The organism is Streptomyces sp. NPDC051315 (genome assembly GCF_044455165.1).
GTDB lineage: Bacteria > Actinomycetota > Actinomycetes > Streptomycetales > Streptomycetaceae > Streptomyces.
Genome location: NZ_JBITEN010000005.1, coordinates 466,499 through 482,436, shown reverse-complemented (window position 1 = coordinate 482,436; position 15,938 = coordinate 466,499). Strand labels below are relative to the sequence as shown.

At 71.6% G+C, this 15,938-nt stretch carries 12 protein-coding genes and 1 pseudogene; 5 read left to right on the top strand and 8 right to left on the bottom strand.

The genetic code is table 11. The annotated features are described in order from the left end of the window. Together ACIBBD_RS13440 and ACIBBD_RS13435 are read left to right on the top strand one after the other, a co-directional pair. Nucleotides 1-298: pseudogene (locus ACIBBD_RS13440) on the top strand (hypothetical protein); the annotation flags it as partial. Between the two features lie 180 nt (nt 299-478). Next, entirely contained in the window at nt 479-1,063 is a 585-nt protein-coding gene (locus ACIBBD_RS13435) for a hypothetical protein (protein ID WP_399419475.1), read from the top strand. A 98-nt stretch (nt 1,064-1,161) separates the two neighbouring features. Here ACIBBD_RS13435 and ACIBBD_RS13430 read toward each other — a convergent pair whose 3' ends face one another. After that, nucleotides 1,162-2,703: an MFS transporter gene (locus ACIBBD_RS13430; RefSeq protein WP_399419474.1), complete on the bottom strand. Its 1,542-nt coding sequence runs from the start codon at nt 2,701-2,703 to the stop codon at nt 1,162-1,164. Nucleotides 2,704-3,055: 352 nt separating this feature from the next. Between ACIBBD_RS13430 and ACIBBD_RS13425 the strand changes: the two genes are divergently transcribed. Beyond that, on the top strand, nt 3,056-4,228 hold the full coding sequence (locus tag ACIBBD_RS13425; protein WP_399419473.1) for a hypothetical protein: 1,173 nt from the start codon (nt 3,056-3,058) through the stop codon (nt 4,226-4,228). A 59-nt stretch (nt 4,229-4,287) separates the two neighbouring features. Here ACIBBD_RS13425 and ACIBBD_RS13420 read toward each other — a convergent pair whose 3' ends face one another. The 3 genes from ACIBBD_RS13420 to ACIBBD_RS13410 all read right to left on the bottom strand — a co-directional run bounded on the left by ACIBBD_RS13420 (nt 4,288) and on the right by ACIBBD_RS13410 (nt 7,136). Further along, nucleotides 4,288-5,043 carry a ZIP family metal transporter gene (locus ACIBBD_RS13420; RefSeq protein WP_399419472.1) on the bottom strand — a complete coding sequence of 252 codons (756 nt, stop codon included), beginning with the start codon at nt 5,041-5,043 and terminating at the stop codon, nt 4,288-4,290. A gap of 86 nt (nt 5,044-5,129) precedes the next feature. Next, the gene (locus ACIBBD_RS13415; RefSeq protein WP_399419471.1) at nt 5,130-6,110 is read right to left on the bottom strand and encodes a polysaccharide deacetylase family protein; all 981 of its coding nucleotides are present in this window, start codon (nt 6,108-6,110) and stop codon (nt 5,130-5,132) included. Nucleotides 6,111-6,140: 30 nt separating this feature from the next. Further along, on the bottom strand, nt 6,141-7,136 hold the full coding sequence (locus ACIBBD_RS13410) for a glycoside hydrolase family 11 protein (RefSeq protein ID WP_399419470.1): 996 nt from the start codon (nt 7,134-7,136) through the stop codon (nt 6,141-6,143). A gap of 338 nt (nt 7,137-7,474) precedes the next feature. Here ACIBBD_RS13410 and ACIBBD_RS13405 point away from each other — a divergent pair, with 338 nt between their 5' ends. Further along, nucleotides 7,475-8,365 carry an SDR family oxidoreductase gene (locus ACIBBD_RS13405; protein WP_399419469.1) on the top strand — a complete coding sequence of 297 codons (891 nt, stop codon included), beginning with the start codon at nt 7,475-7,477 and terminating at the stop codon, nt 8,363-8,365. Nucleotides 8,366-8,464: 99 nt separating this feature from the next. Here the strand turns inward: ACIBBD_RS13405 and htpG are convergent, their stop codons facing one another. Beyond that, nucleotides 8,465-10,378, bottom strand: coding sequence for a molecular chaperone HtpG (htpG, locus tag ACIBBD_RS13400; RefSeq protein WP_399419468.1), 1,914 nt, complete (start codon nt 10,376-10,378; stop codon nt 8,465-8,467). 352 nt (nt 10,379-10,730) lie between these two features. Further along, nucleotides 10,731-11,258 carry a hypothetical protein gene (locus tag ACIBBD_RS13395; RefSeq protein ID WP_399419467.1) on the bottom strand — a complete coding sequence of 176 codons (528 nt, stop codon included), beginning with the start codon at nt 11,256-11,258 and terminating at the stop codon, nt 10,731-10,733. A gap of 362 nt (nt 11,259-11,620) precedes the next feature. Between ACIBBD_RS13395 and ACIBBD_RS13390 the strand changes: the two genes are divergently transcribed. Next, the gene (locus tag ACIBBD_RS13390; protein WP_399419502.1) at nt 11,621-11,992 is read left to right on the top strand and encodes an ATP-binding protein; all 372 of its coding nucleotides are present in this window, start codon (nt 11,621-11,623) and stop codon (nt 11,990-11,992) included. A 23-nt stretch (nt 11,993-12,015) separates the two neighbouring features. Here ACIBBD_RS13390 and ACIBBD_RS13385 read toward each other — a convergent pair whose 3' ends face one another. Further along, a complete protein-coding gene (locus tag ACIBBD_RS13385) occupies nt 12,016-12,162 on the bottom strand; it encodes a hypothetical protein (RefSeq protein WP_399419503.1) in 147 nt (48 codons plus the stop codon). A 557-nt stretch (nt 12,163-12,719) separates the two neighbouring features. Further along, the gene (locus tag ACIBBD_RS13380) at nt 12,720-15,737 is read right to left on the bottom strand and encodes a glycosyl hydrolase (protein WP_399419466.1); all 3,018 of its coding nucleotides are present in this window, start codon (nt 15,735-15,737) and stop codon (nt 12,720-12,722) included. Nucleotides 15,738-15,938: the final 201 nt, after the last annotated feature.

Below are 15,938 nucleotides of genomic sequence, written 5' to 3'. Positions count from 1 at the left end.
CTACGGCAAGGACGAAGACAAGGACTACGGCAAGGACGAGGACAAGTCCTACGGCAAGGACGAGGACAAGGACTACGGCAAGGACAAGGACTACGGCAAGGACGAGGACAAGGACTACGACAAGGACGAGGACAAGTCCTACGGCGGCGGCCACGACAAGCCCAGCGGCGGGGTGCACACCGGAGGCGGCGCTCTCGCCGAGCCCGGCGTGACCGCGGGCGGCATGGCCGTCCTCGCCCTCGCCGGCACCGGCCTGTACGTCGTGCGCCGCAAGAAGTCCGCCCACGGCCTGGTCTGAGCCGTGCCCGACGCGATAGCAGCCGTGGCCGCCACGACGCACCCCGTGGCGGCCCCGGCCCGCCCCCCGCTCAGCCGCCGAGCCGGGTGAGGGACGGAAATTCGGGTGGAGCCCGTGCAACCTTTGGGTGAACCCGGCTGTCTCACCTGATATCAGTCACACTGATCTCCGGGGGACACCATGGTGCGAAACAGAACCGTCTGGGCGGCCGCCGCCCTCATCACCGCCACCCTGGGTGTGGCCGCGGTACCGGCTCAGGCCGCTCCCGCCGCCGCCCCACAGGCCACCGCCGCCTGCCCCACCGGCTGGGGCAGCCTCGACAAGACGTACACCACCTCCTCGACGGAGCCGGTGCGGAACGTCAGGACGGGCCGGCACGACTGCTACGACCGCATGGTCATCGACATCCCCGGCGCGGGCAGCGAGGACCTCGGTTACTCCGTGAGGTACGTGGACCGCATCCACCAGGACGGCTCGGGCCAGTACATCCCGGTCGCGGGCGGGGCGATTCTGGAGGTGCGGGTGCACGCGCCCTCCTACGACCCCGAGACCGGCCAGCCCGCCTATCCGGCCCGCGCCGGCCAGCCGCTGCCGGGCGTGAACATCACCGGCTACTCCACCTTCCGCGACACCCGGTTCGTCGGCAGCTTCGAGGGCGACACGCAGATCGGGCTCGGCGTGCGCGCCCGGTTGCCCTTCCGGGTACTGCGCCTGGCCGAGCACCTCGTCATCGACGTCGCCCACACCTGGGGGACCACCCGCTGACACCCATCGACGGCGGGGACCGGCGCGAGCGGCCGGTCCCCGCCGTCACTCGTGGGGCGCCGTCCGGCCCGGGGAGCCGTCGACCGGCCCTAGCGCGGTCAGCGGCGGGCGGAGGACGCGTCTCGGCTCGCCCGGTAGAGCCGCCCGGAGGTGGCGATCAGCTCCCTGCGTTCGGTGTCGGAACCCACCATGGGCGGGGAGCCGTTCAGCGGCACCTGGGCGCTTTCCGGGAGGAACCTGACGGTCAGCAGGCCGATGGCCCCCGCGGCCATGAGGTAGTAGGCGGGCACCATGTCGTTGCCCGTGACCTCGACGAGCGCCTCGGTGACCAGCGGGGTGGTGCCTCCGAACGCGGCGACGGCGAAGTTGAATCCGATGCCCATGGCGGCGTAGCGGACGGCCGTCGGGAAGAGGGCGGGGAGCGTGGCGGCGCTCGGCGCGGCGAAGCCCGCCAACAGGGTGGACAGGACGAGCACGCCGAGGACGGGCGGCCAGGTCGCCCCCGACCTGATCAGCAGGAAGGCGGGCACGGCGAGGATGATCATCGCGGCGGCCGCGACGCCGTACACCGGGCGCCGGCCGACGCGGTCGCTCAGCCGGCCGATGAAGGTGATCAGCAGCACGATCCACACCATGCCGACCAGCACCAGGGTGTCCGCGAAGCCGCTGGACCGGTGCAGGGTCTGCGTCAGATAGGTCGGCAGGAACCCGGTGACCATGTAGTTCGTGACGTTGTAGAGGAGCACGAGGCCCGTGCAGATCAGCAGGGCCTTCCCGTGGCGGGTGACGATGGTGCGGAACTCGCTGCCCGCCGACGCCTGGGCCACGCTCTGCTCGTGTGCGTCGAGTTGTTGCTGGAAGGCGGGCGACTCCTCCAGCTTGAGCCGCATGTACAGGCCGATCACACCCAGCGGGCCGGCGATCAGGAAGGGGATCCGCCAGCCCCAGTCCAGCATCTGGTCGTCGGTCAGGGCCAGGTTCAGCCCGGTGACCAGGGCCGAGCCGAGGGCGTAGCCGACGAAGGTGCCGAAGTCGAGCCAGCTGGAGAGGTAGCCGCGACGGCGGTCGGGTGAGTACTCGGCGACGAAGGTCGTGGCGCCGCCGTACTCGCCGCCCGTGGAGAAGCCCTGCACCATGCGGGCGACCAGGAGCAGGATGGGCGCGGCGACTCCGATCGTGGCGTAGCCGGGGATGAGGCCGATGGCGAAGGTGCCGACCGCCATCATGATCATGGTGGTGGCGAGCACCTTCTGCCGGCCGAGCCGGTCGCCCAGCGGGCCGAAGACGAGACCGCCGAGCGGGCGCACCACGAAGGCGGCGGCGAAGGTGGCGAAGGACGAGATCAGCTGGGCGGCCGGGGAGGCCCCGGGGAAGAAGACCTTGCCGATGGTGGCGGCGAGGTAGCTGTAGACGCCGAAGTCGAACCACTCCATGCAGTTGCCGAGGGCGGAGGCGCCGACCGCGCGGCGCAGCAGCGGACGCTCCACGACCTGTACGTCGTCCTGGCGGAAGGCGCGCTTGTTCCGCCTGAGCCTGTGGACGAGGTCCCTGCGGACCTGTTCGGGGAGATGGGTCGATGCGCCGCCCGGACTTCGCGTGCCGCGCGATTCCGGGGCGCCTTCCGGCAGTACGTCGGCCACGGTACCCAAGCACCTTTCCTCGACGTGCGACGTGCAACGTGCGCCCGGTTCAACCCCTATGGGCCCATTGGCGCACCGTGACACCGCTTCCCCGGGAATTTGCTGTCACACCCCCGGGTGTCCGCCGCCACACCAGCGGGGCGGCGCAGACCTCCCCAGGTAGCGCCGCCCCGCTTTCCAACGAGACTCCGTCTGCCCATGCGACACGAGTTCATTCCTGTGGCGTACGCGACACGGTGGGCGAGGTGTCGCGGTCACACCCATTGACCGGCTGTCACCGCGTTGCCAGACTCACCACCCCCACAGGATGAATCGATTCAGACGAATCGGTTCGACGAGAGGACAGACCCTCATGGGACGCAGAGCCGCCCTCCTCGCCGCCACCGGGGCCATCGCCATGCTCAGTACCGCGGGCACGCTCACCGCACCCGCCGGCGCCGCCCCCGCCGGCGCCGCCCCGGCGCGGGCCCTCGCCGCCTGCGGTGACGGCTCCTCCCACGCGGAGGCCGTACTCAGCGGCAGCACCTGGACCGCCCGGCGCGGCGGCAGCACCGTCTACACCGGGACCGACATGCGGGCGGCCGTCCAGGCGGCGGTGAACAGCCTCACCGCCGGCCGTACCGCCAAGGAACGGGTCGTCGTCCGCGGCTCGGGCTCCCTGTCCGCCGGTTCACGCATCTCGCTCCCCAGCTACACCACGCTCGACGTCTGCGGCACGATCAACGTCACCGGCACGGGCACCGGCGACCAGGCCCCCGTCTACTCCCGCGGCACCCGCGATGTGGAGGTCCAGCACCTCAACGTCACGGGCACCCCGCTGTACGGGATCTTCCTGCGCAACGTGCAGAACGTCGTCCTCGGCCAGATCGACATGCGCCTGTCGGCCGGTCTGGGCGTGCGCATCGACAACCGCGGCGACACCAGCCAGTGGACGAGGAACGTCCGCATCGACAACGTCTACGTCTCCGGCGCCACCAGCCACGCGGTGGAGACGTACGGCGTGGACGGCATCACCATCGGCACGGTGACGGCCCGCAACGTCGGCGAGTCCGGCCTCCTCCTCAACCAGACCGTCAACGCCACGGTCACCAAGGTCGACGCGGAGAACGCCGGTACCGGTACCGGCTACGCGGCCTTCCGCATGGCCAACCGCAACGGACGGGTCGGCAGCTCCTACCCGACGAACATCCGCGTCGGCGAGGTCGTGGCCCGGGGTGGCGGGCGCGGGGTCTTCTGCGTCTCGGAGAGCGGGGGCGCGGTCATCGACCGGGTGACGCTCTCCCACACCGGCAGCAACGCGATCCTGATCGAGAACTGCCACAACGTGAACGTCGCCGCCCAGAGCGGCAGTGTCACCGGCGGTGGCGAGATCCGGCTCGCGGCCCGCTCGGAGTTCCCCAACAACTCCGACATCACCGTCCAGAACCTCACGGTGACCAACTCCGCCATACGCGAGAACCCGTGCGGCACGAACACGACCTTCCGCAACAACACCCTGGTGAACAGCGCGCAGTCGATCTGTTGAGGCGATGTCCCGCAGTGCGGCGAGTCCCCCGGCCGCGGTGGACCGGAGGACTCGCCCGTTCACAGGTGCGAGAGGGCGAAGGACGCCAGGAAGCCGGACGCGGTGATCAGCCCGAGAGCCAGGTGGGTCTCCTCGAAGGCTTCCGGGATCATCGTGTCCGCGACCATGGCCAGGATCGCTCCTGCCGCCAGGGCCGTCACCGTGGCGACCACGGTCGCCGGCATCGCTCCCACGACCGTGTACCCCAGCACCGCGGAGACGGCGCTGGCCGCCGCGATCGACCCCCAGACCCCGAAGACGTACCGTGCGCCGCGGCCGGCGCTGCGCATGCCCGCCGAACTCGACAGTCCCTCGGGCACGTTGCTGATGAACACGGCGGCCACCGTGACGAGGCTGACCGATCCGCCGCCCAGCAGGCTCACCCCGATGACCGCCGACTCCGGAACGCCGTCCAGGAGCGCGCCGAGCGCCAGGGCGTTGCCCGACCCCGAGTGCTGTTCCTCCGACGGCTGCCGGGCGCCGTGGCCGGACCGCTTGCGGTGCCGGGCGCCGCGCCGGGCCAGCCAGACGTTGCCGCCGGTGTAGGCCGCGGCCCCGAGCAGCGTTCCGAGCGCCGTCGGGGCCAGGCCCGCCTCCCGGTGGGCCTCCTCCAGGAGTTCGAAGGAGACCGCGGACAACAGCACGCCGGCACCGAACGCCATGACGTAGGCGATCACCCGTTGCGGTACCCGCAACGCGTAGCCGAGCACCGCACCCACCAGGAGAGCCGATCCGGCGAGGAGTCCCCATCCGCCGGCCACCAGAGCATCCGTCATGGTCCCTCTCGTACCCGCGGAACCACCGGTCACGACGGGAACGGCGGCCAAGGATTGCGAACGGCCGAGGGCACCTCACCGGGGGGTCAGGTCGTGCTGCAGGAGACCGTGGGCCAGGTCCAGTTGCCGTTGGGCTGGATGGTGACTCCCCAGTTGTTGCCGCTGCCGTTGGGTTTGGCGGTCAGCACCTGCGCACCGGGGTAGCTCGCGCTGACGTTCCAGGTGGACAGGACCTTCGCCGGGGACGGCACGTTCATCGTCACCGTCCAGTTGCTGGAGCCGCTGACCGACACGTTGAGGTTGTACCGGTCGCCCCACTGCTGGCCCGCGGAGAGGGTCGCGGAGCAGGCGCTGCCGCCGCCCCCGCCGCCCCCGCCCCCGTCGGGGGCCACCGCGCGACCGGTCTGCGGGGAGATCATTCCGGCGCACAGACCGCGGGCGGCAAGCCCCTGGGCGATGCGCGGGATCGCCGCGAGCGTGTTGGCGGACCAGTCGTGCATGAGCATGACCTGGCCGTTGGTGAGCCGGCCGGCGGCCTGCACGATGGCGTCGGTGCCGGCGCCGTTCCAGTCCCGCGAGTCGACGTCCCAGATGATCTCGGTCAGGCCGTACTTGGCCGCGACCGACTTCACCGTCGCGTTGGTCTCGCCGTACGGCGGCCGGAACAGCTTCGGCGTGCCGCCGCCCGCGTTCGCGATGGCCTGCTGGGTCCGGGAGATCTCCGAGTCGATCTGCGCCTGGCTCAGCTGGGTGAGATGGGGGTGCGTGTAGCTGTGGTTGGCGACCCACATGCCTGCGTCCACCTGCGCCCGGACCTGGGCGGGGTTGGCGGCGGCGTACTGGCCCTGGTTGAACATCGTGGCCCGCAGCCCGTTCTGCCGGAGCGCGTTGAGCAGGCCGGGGGTGCTGCCGGACGGGCCGTCGTCGAAGGTGAGCCCGACGTACCCGTTGCAGGTGGCGGCGCGCGCCGGGGCGGCGGTGACGGTGAGGGTGCTCGCGGCGGCCGTCGCGGCCACGGCCAGGGTCGTGACCAGTAAGCGCGCCGACAGACGTGGTCTGGCTTTCATGGGGGTGGTCCTCCAGCGTGGGGGCGGGGGTCAGGTCGTGCTGCAGGAGACCGTGGGCCAGGTCCAGTTGCCGTTGGGCTGGATGGTGACTCCCCAGTTGTTGCCGCTGCCGTTGGGTTTGGCGGTCAGCACCTGCGCACCGGGGTAGCTCGCGCTGACGTTCCAGGTGGACAGGACCTTCGCCGGGGACGGCACGTTCATCGTCACCGTCCAGTTGCTGGAGCCGCTGACCGACACGTTGAGGTTGTACCGGTCGCCCCACTGCTGGCCCGCGGAGAGGGTCGCGGAGCAGGCACTGCCGCCGCCTCCTCCCCCACCGCCCGAGCCGGTGCCACCCACCGTGATGTTGGAGTTGCCGCTGCTCTGGTATCCCTCGGTCGCCATGATCATGTAGTAGCTGAAGCTGCCGAGGGGCATTCCGGCGCGGGACCAGGCGTCGAAGTGGTTGCCGGTAGTGATGGTTCCCCCGGTCCGCTTGGACTGCCGCACGCTCCAGTACTGGTTGAAGGTGCGGGTGCCTTCGACGGACGGGGCGTTGTAGCGCGTGGTCTGGTAGATGTCGTACGTACCGCCGTCGCTGGTGACGGTGCCCTTGAACGTTCCCGTGGGCCGGTAGGTGCCCCAGTTGTCGACGATGTAGTACTCCACGAGCGGGTTCGACATCCACCCGTAGAGGGTCAGGTAGGCGTTGCCGGACGGGTTGAAGGTGCCCGAGTAGGTCACGCTCCTGCGGCTGCCGGTACTCCAGCCCTTGCCCGCCACGAAGTTCCCCGTGTTGCTCCACGAGGTGCTGTAGGCGCCGCCGGCGGCCAGGTTCATGGAGACGGTGCCGGGGCTGTCGGTCCAGAAGGAGTAGTAGTAGCCGTTGTTGGTGCCGGTCTGGTTGGTGGTGATGACCGTGTCGGCGCTGGCGGCACTCGGCAGGAACAGCGCGATGACGGCGGCGAGTGCGATGGCCCAGGCGCTTCGGACGAACGGCAGGCGGCGACCGCGGGTGCGGCTCGGGGGGTCGACGTACGGGTTCATGTCCGTGCTTCCTCCTCATGGGGCGGGGGTGGGCAGGCCCTGTCAGTGGCGAAAGTGTTGACCTGACCCCGTCAACAGTCAACAGTTTCGACTTGGATTTCGAAACGTTCGTAGAGAGCATGCCGCCGAGGGCTCTTGTTTCCCCAGTTCAGATGCCATGAGGGGAACAGTGGATCAAGAAGTCACTCGTGTGCCGCGAATTCGCGATCAATTACCGGGCGCTGAACTTCGAAACATTCGAAGGCTTTCCGATGTGGACGGCGTCCCGCCCTTTTCGGTTGCTCCGGTCAGGGAACCCGGTCCCGCGCACATTGCCACCAACAGCCAGGGAGGCCGACGTGACGGAGGAGCGCAGCACCCGTCAGGACCCGACCACACAGCACCCGCGCCCGGACTTCCCCCAGCAGGACCAGGCGCACCCCGGGTGGACCGGGCCGATGGACCCGCCGCCCGACCACGGCGAGGAGTCCTACCGGGGCTCCGGACGGCTGGAGGGCCGCAGGACGGTGATCACGGGCGGGGACTCCGGAATCGGGCGGGCGGTGGCCCTGGCCTTCGCCCGTGAGGGAGCCGACGTGCTGTTCACGTACCTCGAGGAGGAGGCGGACGAGGCACGCGAGACGTCCCGGCTGGTGGAGGAAGCCGGGCGCAAGGCCGTGGCCGTGCCCTGCGACATCCGTGAGGAGAGCGCCTGCCGGGCGCTGATCGACCGGGCGGTCACGGAGTTCGGGTCCATCGACGTCCTGGTGAACAACGCCGCGTACCAGATGTCACAGCCGGACGGCATCGAGGCCATCACGACCGAGCAGTTCGACCGGGTGCTGCGGACGAACCTCTACGGCATGTTCTGGCTGACGAAGTTCGCGCTGCCGCACATCCCGGCGGGCGGCAGCGTCATCAACTCCACGTCGGTGCAGGCCTACAAGCCCAGCCCGCACCTGCTGGACTACGCGATGACCAAGGGCGCGATCGTGACGTTCACGCAGGGACTCGCCCAGATGGTCGCGGAGCGCGGGATCCGCGTCAACGCGGTCGCGCCGGGCCCGGTGTGGACGCCGCTGATTCCCGCGACCATGCCCGACACGGCCGAGTTCGGCAAGCAGAGTCCGCTGGGCCGCCCCGCTCAGCCCGCCGAGCTGGCTCCGGCCTACGTGTACCTCGCCTCCCAGGAAGCGAGCTTCATCACCGCCGAGATCCTCAACGCGACCGGCGGCACACCGCTGCCCTGAGCGAAACCGGAGGGCGGGCACGCCTCGGCGAGTCCGCCCGTCCCGTCGGCCGTGCGGACGGAGTCCCCGAGCAGGGGCGCCGTCCGCACGGCCGATGCCCTACAGCGCGCGCTCGAGGCGCTCCGCCAGCAGCTGCACGAACCGCGCGGGCTCGTTCGGCCGGCCGCCCTCGGCCAGGACCGCGAGGCCGTGGAGGAGTTCGGCGCTCTCTGCGAGGGCCGTGCGGTCCTTGCCGTCCCTGAAGGCCTGGTTCAGGCCCTTGACCAGCGTGTGGTCGGGGTTCAGTTCGAGGATGCGCCGGGCGCGGGGAACCTCCTGGCCCATCGCGCGGTACAGGTTCTCCAGCGCCGGGGTTAGGTCGTGCGTGTCGGAGACCAGGCAGGCCGGGGAGACGGTGAGCCGGGAGGACAGGCGGACGTCCTTGATGTCCTCGCCGAGTCGCTCCTTCATCCAGCCGAGCAGACCGGCGAACTCCTCGCCCTGCTTCTCCCGGTCCTCGTCGGAGGTCGTCTCCCCGTCGGAGTCGAGGTCGATCTCGCCCTTGGCGACGGACCGCAGCGGCTTCCCCTCGTACTCGCCCACCGCGTCGGTCCACACCTCGTCGACCGGGTCGGTGAGCAGCAGGACCTCGATCCCCTTGGCCCGGAAGGCCTCCATGTGCGGGGAGTTCTCGATGCCCGCGCGGGACTCGCCCGTCATGAAGTAGATGGCGTCCTGCCCGTCCTTCATCCGCTCCACGTACTGCCGGAGCGTGGTCGGTTCGGTCTCGTCGTGCGTGGTGGCGAACGACGCGACGGCGAGGAGGGCGTCACGGTTCTCCGCGTCGGTGACCAGCCCCTCCTTGAGGACGGCGCCGAACTCCCGCCAGAAGGTGGCGTACCGGTCGGGCGCCGAGGTCATCATGTCCTTCACCGAGGACAGGACCTTCTTCGCCAGCCGGCGGTGCATCATCTGGATGTGGCGGTCCTGCTGCAGGATCTCGCGGGACACGTTGAGCGAGAGGTCCTGGGCGTCGACGACGCCCTTGACGAAGCGCAGGTACGGCGGCAGCAGTGCCTCGCAGTCGTCCATGATGAAGACGCGCTTGACGTACAGCTGCACGCCCCGCTTGTACCCCTGAGTGAACAGGTCGTGGGGTGCGTGCGACGGGATGAACAGCAGAGCCTGGTACTCGAAGGTGCCCTCCGCCTGGAGCCGGATCGTCTCCAGGGGGTCCGTCCAGTCGTGGCTGATGTGCTTGTAGAGCTCGTGGTACTCCTCGTCCTTCACCTCGTCACGCGAGCGCGCCCAGAGAGCCTTCATGGAGTTCAGCGTCTCGGGCTCGGGGGCGGCCTCGCCGTCACCGCCGTCCGCCTCGGCCGGCGGCGGGACCAGGCGGACGGGCCAGGTGATGAAGTCGGAGTAGCGCTTGACGATCTCCCGGATCTTCCACGCGGAGGTGTAGTCGTGGAGCTGGTTCTCGGGGTCGGCCGGCTTGAGGTGCAGGGTGATCGCCGTGCCCTGCGGGGCGTCGTCGACCGTCTCCAGCGTGTACGTGCCCTCGCCGCGCGACGACCAGCGCGTGCCCTGGCTCTCACCGGCCCGGCGGGTCACCAGGACGACCTCGTCCGCCACCATGAAGCTGGAGTAGAAGCCGACGCCGAACTGGCCGATGAGCCCCTCCGCGCCGGCGGCGTCCTCCGCCTGCCGCAGCTCCTCCAGGAACTTGGCCGTGCCCGAGTTGGCGATGGTGCCGATGAGGTGGGCGACCTCGTCGTACGACATCCCGATGCCGTTGTCCCGCACGGTGAGGGTGCGGGCGTCGCTGTCGGCCTCGAGCTCGATGTGCAGGTCGGACACGTCGACGTCGAGCGTGTCGTCCCGCAGGGAGGCAAGGCGCAGCTTGTCCAACGCGTCGGAGGCGTTGGAGACGAGCTCACGCAGGAAGACATCTTTGTTCGAGTAGATCGAGTGGATCATCAGCTGCAGGAGCTGACGGGCCTCCACCTGAAACTCAAACGTTTCGGTCGGCATGGTTCGCGGCTACCTCTCGGTCCCAGACGTCCGGAACTGACTGACGGCAGCCACTTTAAAACAGCCGGTCACGGCATTGGTGCCGTTCCTCCCGGCCGGACGGCGCAGCCCGCCGCGGCCCGCCCTCCACGAGGACGACGCCGTGCCGGTCCGGGGCTGCGCGGGGCACGTCGGGTGGGGTGGCCGCCGTCGACTCGGGGTTTTCGACCGCGGCCACCCGGGGACCGGGACACGGAGCACGGGCGCCCGGCCCGGAGAACCGGATTCCCCCTGTCCGTGACCGCAGTCTGCGCCGGACGGGTGATCGTCCGGGCCCGGGGTGTTCCGCGTCGAAGGGCCGGTGGCTTGGGGGTCAGGCGGCACGCCGCCGTTCCCGGGCCGGCCACGCGGACGCCGCGGGGGTGCGGGCGGGCCGGACCCGGAAGGTGGTCTTCGACGGGTCGGTGACGGGCTCGCCGAGCGTGATCCGGCCGGTGACGCGCAACTGCTCGCACACGTCGGTCGGCAGGGCGACGTAGCACCCACCGCGGCCGGTCTCGGAGTCGACGGGCCGCCAGTAGCTGTACCGGCGGCGCCCGTCCGCGTACTGCATCACGAACACGGCCGTGCGGGAGTCGGAGACGATCCTCATGACGTCGGCCTCCGGCGCGCTGCGCGGAACCGAGGGGCGCGGGCGGTACGGGACGGGGGTGTCGACGACGGGGGCCTGGCGTATGGCCGACCGGGGCTCGGGCTGTGGGTCCGGTGGCGTCCTGGGGGTGAGCGAACGCCCTGCCGCACGCACGGGTTCGCGCCGGCCGCGCTGGAGGGGGCACACGGGGCGGCGCGCGTCGGCGCCGTTCGGGACGAGGGGATGCGCCTGGTCGTGGGTGAGCTGCATCGGCGTGGCCTTTCCGGGAAGTGACCGTGGACGGGAACTCGACACCGCTTACCCAGTTCGGCGCTGGTGACGACCCCGATGATCAGCATTCTTCTCCAGAGCACTGACAATGGGCGCGTTCATTTCCCCGTGGCGAGGCTCGGATTGGCCCGGAGGCCACCGGCCGCGCCGCGGGACGCCCCGGCACGGGCCGTACCGACGTCGGCGGCGGACGCCGCCTCGCCCGCGGGACGCCCGGCTCCGGTCGCGCGGCTTCACCCCGTGTCCGGCGGGTACACGCTGCCTCAGTGGCATCGACCGAGGGAGACGACACCGTGGACCGATCAGCGTTGCGGGCCGTGGGCTGGGCCCGCACCCTGCCGATGAACAGCACCGTCAAGGAGGCACGTGACTGGGCGCACCGGCACCTGGAAACCCTGGGCTGGACCACCGGCGCCCCGGAAGCGGTGGACGCCGTGCTGCTGACCGTCTCGGAGCTGGTCACCAACGCCCACCGGCACGCCCGCAGCAACGCTCAGCTGGTGCTGACCTGGGACAGCCGTTGCCTGCACATCGCCGTCCACGACTCGTCCGCCGTCCTGCCGACCCCGCGTCCGCCCAGCACGGAGCGTGTGGGCGGACGCGGGATGATGCTCGTCGACGCCCTGGCCGACAGTTGGGAGACCCGTCCGTGCCCGCACGGCAAGACGGTCATCGCGTGCTTCCGTCCGCCGTCCACCGCGTCTGACGGGTAGCCCTGCCGGCCGGGGCCGGTCACTCAGCGGCGTCCCCGCAGCCTGCCGAACAGGCGCCGGGCCTGGGCCCGGCGCCTGGGGTCGGCGGAGGCGCGGCGCACCTGCTCGATGGTGCGGCGCCCCTGCGGGCTCCTGCTGAACTGCTTGATCTTCTCCAGCATCCCGGGCACGACAGTCCTCCTGAATCGGTCGGGGCCAGGCTCGTAGGCACGGGCCTGGGTACCGTGCGTCTACCCCCGTCCCGTCCTGTCTCACCCCGCCCCCGCTCCGTCCCACCCCGGTGGCGGCCGGTCGCCGGTCTCCCCCGGTACCGCGCACCGGCCGCAGGAGCCGTCGTGTCAGCCGTCCCGCCCGCCGGGCCGGAGGCGGCGTGGCCGCGTCGAACGGCGGACGCGTACGGCGCGGAGGGCCCCGAGACGGCGTGATGTGCCGGCGTGCGACGGCCGGTCTGGTGGGGGGGCGCCGGTGTCGCGGTGGTCGGCGCGGCCCTCGGCCGAGACCCGCGGTCACACGGCCGGACCCGCGTTCGGCCTCCCCCGGACGCCCCTGCTCGTCGCGGGCTGTCCCGTGGCGACGGCCAGGTTCGCTGCTCCTGTCGGGTGACCGGCGGCGGCTGGTGCTGGAGACGCTGGTCGCCGCGGGCGCGCCGGTCTGCCGGGTGTGGGGGCTGGACCCCGCTCCCCCGTTCCCGCCGGGCGGGCCCGCGCGCCCGCCCGGCGGTCGGCCGTCAGTCGGCGACCACCGCCTGCCCGTAGGGGACCAGGCGGACGGGGCCGACGAGGCCGTACTCCTGCCGGGACGTGGTGCCGAACACGGCGGGCTGGGTGACCCGGAGGCGGTTGACGAGGGGCGTCGCGACCTCCACCTCGATGACGTTGCGGCCGCCGCGCACCAGTGTGCCGACGTCGACGACCGGGCGCAGTCGGTCGACCGGCGGAGCCCAGCTGCCGTTGACCCTGACGCGTACGGTGTCGGCGACCTGCCCCAGGTCCAGGAGGGCGCCGTGGGACGACGTCCACTCCGGCGGCAGGTCGATCGTCGTGCGGTAGCGGCCGATGCCCGCGGAGTCGGCCAGGTCGGGGATCCGGGACCAGGGCAGCAGGGTGTCGAGTGTCAGGGTGCGTCGGACGCGTTCGGTCCGGGTCGGGGCGGCGCCCGGGTGCCAGTCCTCCACCTCCAGCTGCCACCGGTCCGGCGTGACCGGGGCGGGGACGGGCGGGATCGTCGTGGTGCGGGTGCGGCCCTGGGACAGTCGTGTCGTGTACGTGCCCGCCGTCCGGGAGCGGACCGTCAGCCGCCCGTCGACGAAGAGGACTTCGGGGGCGTCCGTGTCGACGGCGTGCGGCCGGGCTCCGGTGCGGTCGCCGAAGAGTCCGGGCCGCCCGAGGGCGATGATCGTCGCCTGTCCGGGCTGGAGGGCGACGCGGACGGTGATCTCGCCGTCGGCCTCGGTGTAGCGGGCGATGCGCATCACCTCGCCGGTCCAGGGATCGAGGCGGTACGGGACCGTCGTGCCCGCGCGGGTCCCTCCCGTACGGCGCAGCGTCACCTCGTGGTCGATCGCGGCGACGGGCGGCTTGACGGTCTCGGCGTGCTTGCCGTTGCAGAGGTAGTAGAAGTCGGCGTCCCGCGTGACACGGTGCGCGTTCAGGAGGGTGGAGGCGGTGGCGTGGCGCACGTCGGGGCGGACGCCGAGCCGGTCGAGGGCGTCGCCGACGGCGGCCTTGTCCGTGACCCGCACGACGTTGGGGAGGGACAGCAGGCGGGCGAGGACCGCGCGGAGGCGGTCCGTCTCGTCCTCGTCGGGGACCCCGGGGGTCAGTGCCTGGTCGAAGGCGCCCAGGAGGACGACCGGCAGTCCCGCCTCGGCGAGCCGGAGCAGGCGGCGGGCGTCGGCCAGGGCCAGGGTGGGGGTGGAGCCGTGGAAGAAGTCGCCCTCGACGAACAGCGCCTTGTAAGCGGGTCCGTCGGGTGCGAGCCGGCCGTCCCTGACGGTGGCGCTGGGCAGGTCGAGCAGGGGGCCGCTGAGGAACTGGTGGGTCCAGCCGAGCGGGACGCCGGTCGCGGTGAACCAGGAGGCGCCGATGCCGGTGGCGGTGTAGCCGGTCTGCCGGAACACGGCGACGTCCGCGCGGGCGGTGCCGCTCTGCAGGACGGCGTGCACCCGCCCCAGGTACGCGGAGATGTCCGGTGTGTGCTGCCAGGTGGGCTGCCGGGGTCCCCACGATTCGCCGTAACCGGGCGTGCCGTTGTACGGGCTGAAGGCGGCGAAGCCCGGCCAGGAGACGCCGGGGGCGGTGGCGTAGGAGAAGCCGTGGATGACGGTCTGGTTGACGCCGGCCGCGTAGGCGCCGCCCATGGTGCGCAGGAAGCGGTCCCAGGTGGTGCTGTAGGCGGAACCGTTGTAGGCGCCCGCCTCGCAGGACAGCACCGTGTGCCCCGCCATGTCCCTGCCTCCGGCCAGGGAGCGGTAGTCGTCGAGGTTCTTGAAGCCGAGCGACTCCCCCTCGGCGACGTCGAGGACGGCCGCCGACGCGATGGCGTCGGTCTGCAGGCCGTAGGGCTGGGACCGCAGGGTCATGCCCAGGGTGTGCGCCCAGTCGCGCAGGGCGCCCAGGTGGTGGCGGTTGAACAGCCGCGAGACGGTGCCCCAGAAGTCGTGTCTGATCTGCCGGGTGAGCTGCGCCTCGTAGGCGAAGACCTGGTTGCCGTTGTCCAGGACGAGCGCGGGCAGGTACGGCAGCAGGGGCCGGCCGGTGTGTTCCTCGAACGCGTCCGGCAGTGACGGGGTCCACGTCAGCCCGTCGGTCTCGAGCTCGACGGAGTCCTCGAAGAACGCGCCGCCCGCCGCCCTGAGCAGGCCGCGCAGGGACGGGGTCAGCAGCTGCCGTTCCCAGAAACCGGTGACGGCCTCGGTGCCCGCGGGGCTGAGGTGGTCGACGACGAGGGCGGCCGGCGCTGAGTGGGGACCGGACTCCGGCTGCTGGCCGGAGCCGCGCCACCAGAAGGAGATGAGCACCCACGAGCCGTCCTCGGGCGCCGTCCAGGTCAGCGAGCCGTCGACGACGGTGGCGGTGAGGTCGCGCACGCTGGTGGGGTCGAGCCCGGTCTCCCTGCGGGTGGAGTACGCGGTCTCGACCCGGGCCGCCTGCACGGCGAGGAGCCGCTGGCGGGTCACTCCGGCGGCGGACGCGTGGACGGGCGGCGGGACCGGGCCTTCGTAGGTGGTTCCGCCGGCCAGCGACACGCGGCCGTGGACGAGTTCCTTGGCGGCCGCGTCGTCGTCCGGGGTGACGCCGGGGACCGCGACGGGCCAGCTGGGGCCGAGCGTGAGGTCGACGGTGAGCCCCCGCCGGGCGGCGCGGCGCAGGGCGGCCTCGACTCCCTCGCGCCACGGCCGGCTGCCCCAGCCGTGGTGGGCGGTGTCCAGGACCGACTTGTCCTTGACGCTGTGGTGGACGGCGGCGATCTCGGCACCGCCGAAGCCCGCGTCCGCCATCTGGTCGATCTCGCGTGCGATCTCGTCGGGGTCGACCAGCCCGTCCGGCCACCACCACCGGAACCTGGGGCGCACCGCCCGGGCGGGGTCGGCGAACCAGCCGGCCGTCGCCCCGGTCGCGTCGGCGGCGGAGGCGGCACCGGCGGGCGGGCCGGAACCGAGGGCCGCCACGACGCCCGCGGCCAGTCCGGTGGCGAGGATGGCGCGGCGGGACATGCCGCCGGGCTGCGAGACGAGTTCCTGCACGAGGCGCCCCCAAGGTTCCAAAGGTGACTGAATCGTTTCAATCACCGTGAGCGCCGGAACGTTAAGCCGGGATGCGGAGCAAGGTCAAGATGCCGGACACGGCGTTCTCGGGCCGGAACGCGGTCCCCCAAAGCGGGGCACGACGGCGGAGACGAGCCGGTGGCGGGCGGCCGGGAGGCGGTGGGAACACCGGCCGGCGGG